Below are 11527 nucleotides of genomic sequence, written 5' to 3'. Positions count from 1 at the left end.
CCGTGAGGCTTGACCATATAACACCCAAACAATTTGTGTGTTGGACGGTGAAGTCGACGAACCGAAAGTTCGTGAGAACCGCAAAGAAGACCTGTCACATACCCGAATCGGGATGAGCGTGAGCGCAAGCCACGAGCATCCGAAAGAATTGCTTGACGACCATAGAGCGTTGGAACCACCTGATCCCATCCCGAACTCAGCAGTGAAACGATGCATCGCCGATGGTAGTGTGGGGTTTCCCCATGTGAGAGTAGGTCATCGTCAAGCACCTATCCCAAAACCCCTGATCAGCCTGGCTGGTCGGGGGTTTTGCTTTTGGGGCGCGGAAAAGCCGGGGCGATGGGAACAGATACCCACGCTGTTCCATGCTCCTGTAGGAGCGCGCCCTGCGCGCGATATCGCGGGCAGGGCCTGCTCCTACAGGGGGGGGCCATGGCGATGGGTATCGCTGCGCTCAACGCCATCCTACGAGGGTGTGTCTCCTACGCCCGTAGGCGTAGTTGTCTACAGGCTGTACCGAGGTGCTCTTCGTAGGAGCGAGCTTGCTCGCGAACCGAGGTTTCAGGTCGACGCCAAACGTGCCGACAACGCCGAACGGCCCCCTCTCCCGCTTGCGGGAGAGGGCTGGGGAGAGGGAGCGGAGTCAACCCGAAACCCCGCTGATGCCGGCAAACACCGTTCGCGAGCAAGAACTAAGCGTCTCCTGCGAAAAGCAGAGCTGATGCGCAGGCGTAGGGCGCATAACGCCCCAAGCGTTATCTGCCGTCGGCTTCGGCACCAGGGCCATCGGCGGGTAACCGCGAACGGTTATCCGCCCTACGTGTTTCGCTTCCCTTCCGCGGGCCTTCGGCGACCAAGAAACGCAGACAACAAAAAAGGCGCCCCGAAGGGCGCCTTTTCCGTACCGAGCTAACGATCAGCCGTTGAAGCGGCGCAGCACCAGGGTGGCGTTGGTGCCGCCGAAGCCGAAGCTGTTGCTCATCACGGTGTCGAGCTTGGCGTTCTCGCGGGTCTCGCGCAGGATCGGCATGTCGGCGACTTCCGGGTCCAGCTCGTCGATGTTGGCGGAACCGGCGATGAAGTTGCCCTGCATCATCAGCAGGCAATAGATCGCCTCGTGCACGCCGGCGGCGCCCAGGGAGTGGCCGGACAGGCTCTTGGTGGAGCTGATGGCCGGGGCCTTGCCGCCGAAGACTTCGCGGATGCCGCGGATTTCCGCCACGTCGCCCACCGGGGTGGAGGTGCCGTGGGTGTTCAGGTAATCGATCGGGGTGTCGACGGTGGACAGCGCCTGCTGCATGCAGCGGATGGCGCCTTCGCCGCTCGGGGCGACCATGTCGTAGCCGTCGGAGGTGGCGCCGTAGCCGATGATTTCGGCGTAGATCTTGGCGCCGCGCTTGAGCGCGTGCTCCAGTTCCTCGACCACCACCATGCCGCCGCCGCCGGCGATGACGAAGCCGTCACGCTTGGCGTCGTAGGCGCGGGAGGCCTTTTCCGGGGTGTCGTTGTACTGGGTGGAGAGGGCACCCATGGCGTCGAACAGGCAGCTCTGGCTCCAGTGCTCTTCTTCACCGCCACCGGCGAAGACCACGTCCTGCTTGCCCATCATGATCTGTTCCATGGCATTGCCGATGCAATGCGCGCTGGTGGCGCAGGCCGAGGAGATGGAGTAGTTCACGCCCTTGATCTGGAAGGGAGTGGCCAGGCAGGCGGAAACGGTGCTGCCCATGGTGCGGGTGACGCGGTATGGGCCGATGCGCTTGACGCCCTTCTCGCGCAGGGTGTCGATGGCTTCCATCTGGTTCAGGGTGGAAGCGCCGCCGGAGCCGGCGATCAGGCCGGTGCGCGGGTTGGAGATCTGCTCTTCGGTCAGGCCGGAGTCCTTGATCGCCTGTTCCATCGCCAGGTAGGCATAGGCCGCGGCGTCGCCCATGAAGCGGAACACCTTGCGGTCGATCAGCTCTTCGAGGTTGAGGTTCACCGAGCCGGAGACGTGGCTGCGCAGCCCCATGTCGACGTACGACTGGTTGTGGCGGATACCGGCACGGCCGGCGCGCAGGTTGGCGGAGACGGTGTCTTTGTCATTGCCCAGGCAGGATACGATGCCCAGGCCGGTGATCACGACGCGACGCATGCGGATTACCCTTAGAAGCTGTCAGTGGAGGTGAACAGGCCGACGCGAAGGCCTTCGGCGCTGTAGATTTCGCGGCCATCGACGCTGACGCTGCCATCGGCGATGGCCAGGACCAGCGAACGGTTGATGGTGCGCTTGATATGGATGTTGTAGGTGACTTTCTTGGCGGTCGGCAGGACCTGGCCGAAGAATTTCACCTCGCCCGAACCCAGGGCGCGGCCGCGGCCGGGGTTGCCCTGCCAGCCGAGGTAGAAGCCGACCAGCTGCCACATGGCGTCCAGGCCCAGGCAGCCCGGCATCACCGGGTCGCCTTCGAAGTGGCAGGCGAAGAACCAGAGGTCGGGGTTGATGTCCAGCTCGGCGACCAGTTCGCCCTTGCCATACTTGCCGCCGACGTCGCTGATGTGGGTGATGCGGTCGATCATCAGCATGTTCGGGGCGGGCAGTTGCGCATTACCCGGGCCGAAGAGCTCGCCGCGGCTGCAGCGCAGCAGGTCTTCTCGGGTGAAGGCGTGTTGTTTGGTCATGCGAGCTCCTCAAAAATCCTGAACGGCAGGGCGAAATCGATCGTCCTGCGGCTCCGCGCGCCTCATTCTTGTAGCGGCGTCCTGCGGCAGCCTAGTCATAGACTATTGCCTGTCGGTTAAAGTCACAGCACCGGGCGAACGGTTGTTCACTTTCTTCCGGTGCCTCTGTTGCTCCAGCTGGGCGTGCATTTTGCCGATCAGCCTCGCAGGCCCACGAGTTTGGGCGAACAGGCCCCGCGGATCAACGCCCGGAGGTCAACCAGCGCTGCAGAATTTTCTGTAGATCAGCGCGCTTGAACGGCTTGGCCAGGTAATCGTCCATGCCTGACTCCAGGCACAGCTCGCGATCGCCCTGCAGGGCATTGGCGGTCAGGGCGATGATCGGCACCTGCTGGCGTCCGGGGAGTGCGCGAATCTGTCGCGTGGCCTCGTAGCCGTTGAGCAGCGGCAGGCGGCAATCCATGAGGATGGCATCGAATTCGTTGCGTTCCGCCGTGCGCACCGCCTGCGCGCCATCGCCGACCAGAGTGACGCGATAGCCGAGGCTGCGCAACATGGCTTCTATGACCGTTTGATTCACCGGGTTGTCCTCCACCAGCAGCACCGACTGGCCGGTGGCCTGCTCCGAAGCGCGCAGGGCGCGTTCGGCCGCTCCCAGGCTGCGTGCCTGGAAGGGCAGGGGAATCTCCAGGGTGAAGGTCGAGCCCAGGCCTTCCTCGCTGGATGCCTGCAGGGTGCCGCCCATGCGCTCGGCCAGGGTGCGGGCGATGGCCAGGCCCAGGCCGGTGCCGCCGTAGCGCCGCGAGGTGGACGAGTCGGCCTGCTTGAAGGCTTCGAACATGTGCTCCAGGCGTTCCGGGGAGATGCCGATGCCGCTGTCGTTGACCGCGCAGGTCAGCCACAGCACTTCATCGTCCAGGGCCTGCCAGCGGACTTCCAGACGGATGGCGCCTTCCTCGGTGAATTTCAGCGCGTTGCCCAGCAGGTTGACCAGGATCTGCCGCAGGCGCGTCGGGTCGCCCCGCACCTCCAGGTGCTCCAGCCCGGGCTGGACGTCCATGCGCAGCGTCAGGCCGCGCTGCTGGGCGCTGTGCTGGAAGGCCAGCAGCGAGCCTTGGATCAGCTCCAGCACGTTGAAGGGGATGCGCTCCAGCTCCAGAGCGCCGCGCTCGATGCGCGAGAAGTCGAGGATGTCGTTGATGACCTTGAGCAGGTGCTCGGTGGACTCGGTGGCCAGCGCCGTGTATTCGGCCTGCTCGTGGTTGAGTTCGGTGGTCTCGAGCAGTTGCAGCATGCCCAGCACTCCGTTCATCGGCGTGCGCAGCTCGTGGCTCATCATCGCCAGGAAGTCCGACTTGCTGCGGTTGGCCTGCTCGGCCTCCTCGCGGGCCGCCACCAGCTGGGCGATGGTGCGTTCCTGCTCCTTGCTGGCCTGTTGCAGGCCGCGCGCCAGGTTGTTGATGTGCCGTGCGAGGTCGCCGACTTCGCCGTTGTCCAGCACCGGCAGGCTGGTCTGGTAGTCGCCGGTCTGGATCGCCTGCACCGCGTTGGCCATGGTGCTGATCGGCGCCGCCAGGCGCTGCGCCAGGCGGCGGGCCAGCAGCAGCGTCAACAGCAGGGCGAAGAAGGCCAGCAGGCTGGCCTTGAAGAGGATTTCCTGCTGGCGCTCGCTGAAGGCGTCGTTGGCCATGCCCACCACCACGCGGCCCAGGTAGTCGGCGTCGCTGGCCGGCTGGTCCTGGCGGCCCGGTGTGTGGCGCAGCGTGGCGGCGTCGCCCGGCACCTCGGGGGCGACGTGCTCGCGCTGGATGGCGGCGTGGAACACCTCGATCTTGGGCGCGACCTGGCCGTTGTCGGCGGGCGGCTGCTCGGCGTAGACGAGAATCTCGTCATTGCGGTTGCGCACCTCGATGAAGCGGACGTGCGGCGTGCCCAGGGTGGTGCGCAGCAGGCTCTGGAGGACCGGCAGGTTGCCCGAAAGCACGCCATACTCCGCTGCCGGGGCGAGCTGGTTGGCGATGAGCTGGCCGGTGTGGTTGAGCTCCTGGCGCAGGTCCTGCAGGCGCGAATAGGTGAAGTAGCCGGTCAGCAGCAGGGTCAACAGCAACGCGGGGCCGAGGCTGATGGCGAGCATGCGGTTCTGGATGTTCCAGCCCTTGCGCGGAGTCATCGTGCCTCTCCGGCGGCTGGTCGATTCTGGCGATGGTGCGTGGCGTGCACGGAACGGCCCTGTTCTCGGTTTTCTACGGGGACGGATGTTAAACGAGGCGGGGCGCTTTGCCAGCGTGCGATGTGCACTGGCCGCCTGGCGGTGGCGCCTTATAATGCCCCAATCGCCGCCCGCGTGCGGCCCGTGATGGAAGTGACATGACTGAGCAGCAACCGATCGCTGTGCTGGGCGGCGGCAGTTTCGGCACCGCCTTCGCCAACCTGCTGGCGGAGAACGGCCAACGCGTGCGCCAATGGATGCGCGACGAGGAGCAGGCCGCGAGCATCCGCGCCCTGCGCGAGAACCCGCGCTACCTCAAGGGCGTGCGCATCCACGAGAACGTCGAGCCGGTCACCGACCTCGCAGCGACCCTGAACGATTGCGAACTCATCTTCGTCGCCGTGCCCTCCAGCGCGCTGCGCAAGGTGCTGGAGCCCTTCGCCGGGCAACTGGCGGGCAAGTCGCTGGTCAGCCTGACCAAGGGCATCGAGGCGCAGAGCTTCAAACTGATGAGCCAGATTCTCGAGGAGATCGCCCCCGCCGCGCGCATCGCGGTCATTTCCGGGCCGAACCTGGCCCGCGAGATCGCCGAGCATGAGCTGACCGCCACCGTGGTCGCCAGCGAGGACGAGGCGCTCTGCAGCCGCGTGCAGGAAGCGCTGCATGGTCGCACCTTCCGCGTCTACGCCAGCGGCGACCGCTTTGGCGTCGAACTGGGCGGCGCGCTGAAGAACGTCTACGCCATCATCGCCGGCATGGCCGCGGCCCTGGGCATGGGCGAGAACACCAAGGGCATGCTGATCACCCGTGCCCTGGCGGAGATGACGCGCTTCGCCGTCAAGCTCGGCGCCAACCCCATGACCTTCCTCGGCCTGGCCGGGGTGGGCGACCTGATCGTCACCTGTTCGTCACCGAAAAGCCGCAACTATCAGGTCGGCTTCGCCTTGGGCGAGGGTCTGAGCCTCGACGACGCCGTCGCTCGCATGGGCGAGACCGCCGAAGGGGTGAACACCCTCAAGGTGCTCAAGGCCAAGGCCGACGAGCTGGGCGTCTACATGCCGCTGGTCGCCGGGCTCTACGCCATCCTCTTCGGCGGGCGCACCCTGGCCCAGGTGATCCAGGCGCTGATGAGCGGCGAGCCGAAGACCGACACCGACTTCATTCCCACCAGTGGCTTCTGAGGAGATACCCATGTCCGCTGATCGTTTGGCCGACCGTATGAACAAGGAATCCCTGGCCCTGCGCATCCTCTGGATGCTGCTGTTCGCCCTGGTGTGGTACGTCGCGCAGATGCTGCTCGGCGCCGTGGTGGTGGTGCAACTGGTCTACCGCATCATCTACGGCGCGCCCAGCGCCAGCCTGCTGGCCTTCGGCGACAGCCTCAGCCAGTACCTGGCGCAGATCGGCCGCTTCGGCACCTTCAACAGCGACGAGAAACCCTGGCCCTTCGCCGACTGGCCGGCCGCCCGCGCCCCCGAGGGCGAAGCCGCCCACGCCGTGCCGCCGGCGCCGCACCCGGCGCGCGACGAGGAGCCGAAGTTGTGAGGATCTGGCTGCTGCGCCACGGCCAGGCCGAACCCCAGGCCCGCCGCGACGCCGAGCGGGAGCTGACCGCCCATGGCCGCAAGGAAGTGCTGCAGAGCGCCGGGCACCTGGCCGGCCACCCGCTGGACGGCATCCTGGCCAGCCCCTACGTGCGCGCCCAGCAGACCGCCGAACTGGTGCGCGAGGCGCTGGGCTTCGACGGCGCGGTGGGCACCGCGCCCTGGCTGACGCCGGACGACGATCCTCGCGACGTGCTGCGCTTTCTCGACAACCGCAGCGAGCGCAACCTGCTGCTGGTCAGCCACCAGCCGCTGATCGGTTCCCTGGGCGGGCTGCTGGTGCACGGCAGCCGCGACGAGGCGCTGCCGATGGCCACCGCCTCCCTGGCCGAACTGGAAGGCGAGGGGCCGCTGGCGGGGCTGATGACGCTGGTTTCCCTCTACCATCCCGGACGCGGTTGACGGTTCCGCCAGGGCCCCTCGCGGGGCCTTGGCGTTTCTGCGGGTCAATTCGGTTTGTCGTCGTCCGTCAGGCTGACGTCATCGTTCGGCCCGCGTCCGGCCAGGCGCTGTTCCAGGCGGTTGCCCAGCACCAGGATCAGCAAGGTCAGCGCCAGGCCGACGGCGGCGGTCAGCACGTGCCCGGTGCCACAGGCCAGGCCGAGCATCGATGAAACCCAGATGGTAGCGGCGGTGGTCAGCCCCTCTACACGGTAGCGGCGCTCGTGGTGGACGATGACCCCCGCGCCGATGAAACCGATGCCGGTGAGCACGCCCTGGGCCACGCGGCTGGCGGCATCCGCGGTGCCCGGCTGCAATTGCTGGATCACCGTGATCGCCAGCGCCGCGGCCAGGGCGGTGAGGGCGTGGGTGCGCAGCCCGGCGGGGCGGTGGTGCAACTGGCGGTTGAGGCCGATCAGGCCGCCGAACAGAGTGGCACAGAGCAGGTTGAACAGCAGCGCCAACTCGGCCAGCGCGCTGTCGGTGATGAACGGCATGGGCAGCTTTCCACAGGGGCCTGCCGCTGCTTTTAGCAGTTCGCCGTCGGACGCGCCATGCGCTGCTGAAGCATCTCCCTACAAAAGTTCACATATCCCTTCTTGCCAGTCTGTAGGACGCATGGAATATTCGACCAAGCAAGTGCTTGGTTGATCTATCGCTACACCTCTAGAACAACAAAAAAGGAGGGGCATGTGGTCACTGAAATTCGTTCTCCGCTCGAGCAATTCCTGCAACGCGAGGCGCGTCACCCGGACAAGCGCTACCTGGTCCAGCCGTTGCCGGGCGGCCAGGTGCAGAGCCTCACCTGGGGCGAGGCCGGCGACCAGGCGCGGCGTGCAGCCGCCTGGCTGCGCAGCCTGCAACTGCCGCCGGGCAGCCGCGTGGCGATCATCTCGAAGAACTGCGCGCATTGGATCATCGCCGACGTCGCCATCTGGATGGCCGGGCACATCTCGGTGCCGCTGTACCCGAACCTCACCGCCGAATCGGTGCGCCAGGTGCTGAGCCACTCCGAGGCCACGGTAGCCTTCGTCGGCAAGCTCGACGACTGGCCGGCGATGGCGCCCGGGCTGCCGGCCGGGGTGCTCAGCGTGTCCCTGCCGCTGCATCCGGCAGGGCGCTTCGACCACAGCTGGGACGACCTGCAGGCCTGCGAGCCGCTGCAGGAGGTGCCGCTGCCGGACCCCGCCAGCCTCGCCACCATCATCTATACCTCCGGCACCACGGGCACGCCCAAGGGCGTGATGCATTCCTACGCCAACTTCGACTTCGCCGCCAGCCGCGCCATGCAACTGTTCGGCGTCGGCGAGGAGGACCGCCTGCTGTCCTACCTGCCGTTGTGCCACGTGGCCGAGCGGATGTTCGTGGAGATGGCTTCGATCTACGCCGGACAGACGATCTTCTTCGCCGACAGCCTGGACACCTTCATCGCCGACATGCGCCGCGCGCGGCCCACGGTGTTCTTCGGCGTGCCGCGGATCTGGACCAAGTTCCAGATGGGCGTCTACGCGCAGATGCCGGCGCAGAAGCTCGACCGCCTGCTGCGCCTGCCCATCGTCGGCCGCCTGGTCGGGCGCAAGGTGCTCGCCGGCCTCGGCCTGGATGCGGTGCGCTACGCCCTGTGCGGCGCGGCGCCGGTGCCGCCGGCATTGCTCGACTGGTACAGGCGCCTGGGCCTGAGCGTGCTGGAGGTCTACGGCATGACCGAGAACTGCGGCTACTCCCACGTGTGCCGCCCGGGCAAGCAGCGCGAAGGCTGGATCGGCCAGTCCAGCCCCGGTGTCGAGGTACGCATCAGCGACGAGGGCGAGGTGCAGGTGCGTAGCGGCGCGACCATGCTCGGCTACTACAAGGACCCCGAGCGCACCGCCGAGACACTCACCGAAGACGGCTACCTGCGCACCGGCGACAAGGGCGAGCAGGACGCCGACAGCAACCTGCGCCTGACCGGCCGGCTCAAGGAAATCTTCAAGACCGGCAAGGGCAAGTACGTCGCCCCGGCGCCCATCGAGAACCGCCTGGCGGTGCATTCGCGCATCGAGCAGATCTGCGTGGTCGGCGACGGCCTGGTGGCGCCGCTGGGGTTGTGCGTGCTGTCCGAGGTCGGCCGCCAGGAGGCCGCCAACGGCTCGCGCTCGCAGCTGGAGGAGAGCCTGCGGCAGCTGGTGGAGGAGGTCAACGGCGAGCTGGACAAGCACGAGCGCCTGGCCGGGCTGGTGCTGGTGAAGGAGGTGTGGAGCGTGGACAACGGCTTCCTCACGCCTACCCTGAAGATCAAGCGCAACGTGGTGGAATCCACCTACGGCGCGCGTTTCAACGAATGGGCCGAGCGCCGCGAAGCGGTGCAGTGGCATGACTGACTGCCGGGAGTGAATGCATGAGCCAGTGGCGCACTACGCCTGATCTGGAGGCGCTCAACGCCAACCTGAAGAAGACCATCGGCGAGGTCCTGGACATCCGCTTCGAGGCGGTGGATGACGACTCGCTGACCGCCAGCATGGTGGTGGACGCGCGCACCCACCAGCCCTACGGCCTGCTGCACGGCGGCGCCTCGGTGGTGCTGGCGGAAACCGTCGGCTCCACCGCCAGCTACCTGTGCATCGACACCAGCAAGTACTACTGCGTGGGCCTGGAGGTGAACGCCAACCACCTGCGCGGCCTGCGCAGCGGGCGGGTGACGGCGGTGGCGAAGGCGGTGCACCTCGGCCGCTCCACCCACGTCTGGGAAATCCGCCTGCATGGCGACGACGGCAAGCCCAGCTGCATCTCGCGGCTGACCATGGCCATAGTGCCGCTGGAGCGCTAGGCGATACGGAAGACCTGTAGGAGCGGGCCCTGCCCGCGATTTCGCGCGCAGGGCGCGCTCCTACAAGGAAATGGCGCGTGTGGGGCGGCGTAGGAGCGGATCTCATCCGCGAATCGCGCCGATACGTCCGGCTATCGCGGACAAGGTCCGCTCCTACAGGGAAGCGCCATGCCTCACGACGGACCGTAGGAGCGGACTCCGTCCGCGATTCGCCTTCCGGCCGCGCAATTTTATCCAAGACCTGCCGGCGCCCGGGCGCTAGAGTAGGCCCATGGAACGCATCGAACACCACCGCAGCGGGCTGCCCGGCGTGCGCTACATCGACGCCGAGTACCACCGTTTCGCCTTTCCCCGGCACTTTCACCTGGACTACCACATCGGGCTGATGCTCGACGGTCGCCAGCGCTACGTGCACGCCGGCGAACGCTGCCTGGCCGGTGGCGGCGACATCCTGCTGATGAGCCCGGAAAGCATCCACGACGGCGCCAGCGAGGGCGACGGCGGCTACCGCATCCGCGTGCTGTCCATCGAGCCGCAGTGGTTGGAGCAGGCCGCGCGCAGCCTCAGCGATGGTCGCCAGGGCACGCCGCGGCTGCTGGCCAGCCAGCTGCGCGACGAACAGTTGCGGCAGCAACTGCACGGCCTGCACCAGGTGCTGACCGGTGGCGAGCGCCTGGAACAGGAAGGCCGGCTCTGGCAGGGCCTGGCCACGCTGCTCGGGCATGCCTCCAGCCTGCGCATCCGCGAGCCACGCCAGGGCTTCGACGCCGCGACCTGGCGACGCCTGCGCGACTGGCTGGAGTCGCGCCTGGAGAGCCCGCCGACGCTGGACGAGCTGGCGGCCTTCTGCGACCTCAGCCCCTGGCAGGTGCTGCGGCGCTTCCGCAACCACTGCGGGTTGCCGCCGCACCAGTGGCTGACCCAGCTGCGCCTGGAGCGGGCCCTGCCGCGGGTGCTCGCCGGCCAGCCGCTGAGCGAGGTGGCGCTGAGCCTGGGTTTCTACGACCAGGCGCACTTCAGCCGCCTGTTCCGCCGTACCTACGGATTGCCGCCGGCGCGCCTGCGCCAACGCTGATCCCACCCCGACATCCCCTTTCCCCTGGAGAATCCCGCCATGCAGGAGGCCCGCGTCTTGCTGACGCTCACCGCCGTATTCGCCGTCGCCCTGGTCAGCCCGGGCCCGGATGTCGCCCTGGTGGTGCGCACCGCTTTGCACCAGGGGCGCCGCGCCGGCGTACTCAGCGCCCTGGGCCTGGCCTGCGGCATCCTGGTCCACGGCACTCTGGTGCTGACCGGCGTGTCGCTGCTGCTGCGCCACTCACCGGTGTTGTTCGGCCTGCTGCAGGGGGCCGGCGCGCTCTACCTGGGCTGGCTCGGCATAGGCGCGTTGCGCGCCTGGTCGCGGCGTAGCGCGGGCGGGGCAGGGCGCCTGGACGGCGAGCTGCCGGCCTCGCCGCTGGGGCCCTGGCTGCGCGGCCTGGCCACCAACCTATTCAACCCCAAGGCGCTGGTGTTCTTCCTCGCCCTGCTCAGCAGCCTGATCCCGCTGGACATGTCCGCGCCCGGCAAGCTGGCGGTGGCGGCCATGCTGTTCTGCACCGGCTTCGCCTGGTTCAGCCTGCTCAGCGTGACCCTCACCCGCCCGGCGCTGCAGCAGCGCCTGCTGCGCGCGGTGCCGGTCATCGACGGCGCCTGCGGCCTGGTGTTCCTGCTGGTGGCCGGCGGCATCGCGCTCAGCCTGGCGCGGCAGTTCTGAGGCGCCCTGGCTTTTGGCCGGAGTGCCCTGGCCGGCAGTGGGCCGGGCCA

General features: G+C 67.5%; 11 protein-coding genes and 1 rRNA gene. 8 read left to right on the top strand and 4 right to left on the bottom strand.

Annotation, left to right across the window (positions count from 1 at the left end; all coding sequences use genetic code 11):
* The first annotated feature begins 151 nt into the window (after positions 1–151).
* Positions 152–267, top strand: a 5S ribosomal RNA gene (gene rrf, locus BM060_RS27345).
* A 649-nt stretch (positions 268–916) separates the two neighbouring features.
* On the opposite strand, the gene fabB is transcribed toward rrf, so the two are convergent.
* The 3 genes from fabB to BM060_RS27330 form a co-directional block, all read right to left on the bottom strand.
* Positions 917–2134, bottom strand: coding sequence for a beta-ketoacyl-ACP synthase I (fabB, locus tag BM060_RS27340; RefSeq protein ID WP_061562189.1), 1218 nt, complete (start codon positions 2132–2134; stop codon positions 917–919).
* An 11-nt stretch (positions 2135–2145) separates the two neighbouring features.
* Positions 2146–2661, bottom strand: a complete 516-nt coding sequence (gene fabA, locus BM060_RS27335) for a 3-hydroxyacyl-[acyl-carrier-protein] dehydratase FabA (RefSeq protein ID WP_009618534.1) — start codon at positions 2659–2661, stop codon at positions 2146–2148.
* A gap of 241 nt (positions 2662–2902) precedes the next feature.
* Positions 2903–4831: an ATP-binding protein gene (locus tag BM060_RS27330; protein WP_074984921.1), complete on the bottom strand. Its 1929-nt coding sequence runs from the start codon at positions 4829–4831 to the stop codon at positions 2903–2905.
* A gap of 197 nt (positions 4832–5028) precedes the next feature.
* On the opposite strand from BM060_RS27330, the gene BM060_RS27325 reads away from it, so the two are divergent.
* From BM060_RS27325 to sixA, 3 genes are read left to right on the top strand one after another with little or no spacing between them, the layout of a single operon-like run.
* On the top strand, positions 5029–6051 hold the full coding sequence (locus BM060_RS27325) for an NAD(P)H-dependent glycerol-3-phosphate dehydrogenase (RefSeq protein ID WP_009618538.1): 1023 nt from the start codon (positions 5029–5031) through the stop codon (positions 6049–6051).
* Positions 6052–6088: 37 nt separating this feature from the next.
* Positions 6089–6415 carry a DUF4389 domain-containing protein gene (locus tag BM060_RS27320; protein WP_370311548.1) on the top strand — a complete coding sequence of 109 codons (327 nt, stop codon included), beginning with the start codon at positions 6089–6091 and terminating at the stop codon, positions 6413–6415.
* The gene (sixA, locus tag BM060_RS27315) at positions 6412–6876 is read left to right on the top strand and encodes a phosphohistidine phosphatase SixA (RefSeq protein WP_043272187.1); all 465 of its coding nucleotides are present in this window, start codon (positions 6412–6414) and stop codon (positions 6874–6876) included. Before BM060_RS27320 ends, sixA begins: the two co-directional genes overlap by 4 nt.
* A 44-nt stretch (positions 6877–6920) precedes the next feature.
* Here sixA and BM060_RS27310 read toward each other — a convergent pair whose 3' ends face one another.
* Positions 6921–7412 (bottom strand): MgtC/SapB family protein, encoded by a 492-nt coding sequence (locus tag BM060_RS27310; RefSeq protein WP_074984920.1) that lies wholly within the window; start codon positions 7410–7412, stop codon positions 6921–6923.
* 195 nt (positions 7413–7607) lie between these two features.
* On the opposite strand from BM060_RS27310, the gene BM060_RS27305 reads away from it, so the two are divergent.
* The 4 genes from BM060_RS27305 to BM060_RS27290 all read left to right on the top strand — a co-directional run bounded on the left by BM060_RS27305 (position 7608) and on the right by BM060_RS27290 (position 11477).
* Positions 7608–9275: an AMP-binding protein gene (locus BM060_RS27305; RefSeq protein WP_074984919.1), complete on the top strand. Its 1668-nt coding sequence runs from the start codon at positions 7608–7610 to the stop codon at positions 9273–9275.
* Between the two features lie 17 nt (positions 9276–9292).
* Entirely contained in the window at positions 9293–9721 is a 429-nt protein-coding gene (locus tag BM060_RS27300; RefSeq protein ID WP_009618548.1) for a hotdog fold thioesterase, read from the top strand.
* A gap of 271 nt (positions 9722–9992) precedes the next feature.
* The gene (locus BM060_RS27295) at positions 9993–10796 is read left to right on the top strand and encodes an AraC family transcriptional regulator (protein WP_074984917.1); all 804 of its coding nucleotides are present in this window, start codon (positions 9993–9995) and stop codon (positions 10794–10796) included.
* A 39-nt stretch (positions 10797–10835) separates the two neighbouring features.
* Positions 10836–11477 (top strand): LysE family translocator, encoded by a 642-nt coding sequence (locus BM060_RS27290; RefSeq protein WP_074984914.1) that lies wholly within the window; start codon positions 10836–10838, stop codon positions 11475–11477.
* Positions 11478–11527: the final 50 nt, after the last annotated feature.

The organism is Pseudomonas citronellolis, assembly GCF_900112375.1.
GTDB classification, from domain to species: domain Bacteria; phylum Pseudomonadota; class Gammaproteobacteria; order Pseudomonadales; family Pseudomonadaceae; genus Pseudomonas; species Pseudomonas citronellolis.
Note: the sequence above shows the minus strand (reverse complement) of the source record. Positions and strands in the feature narration are given on the sequence as shown.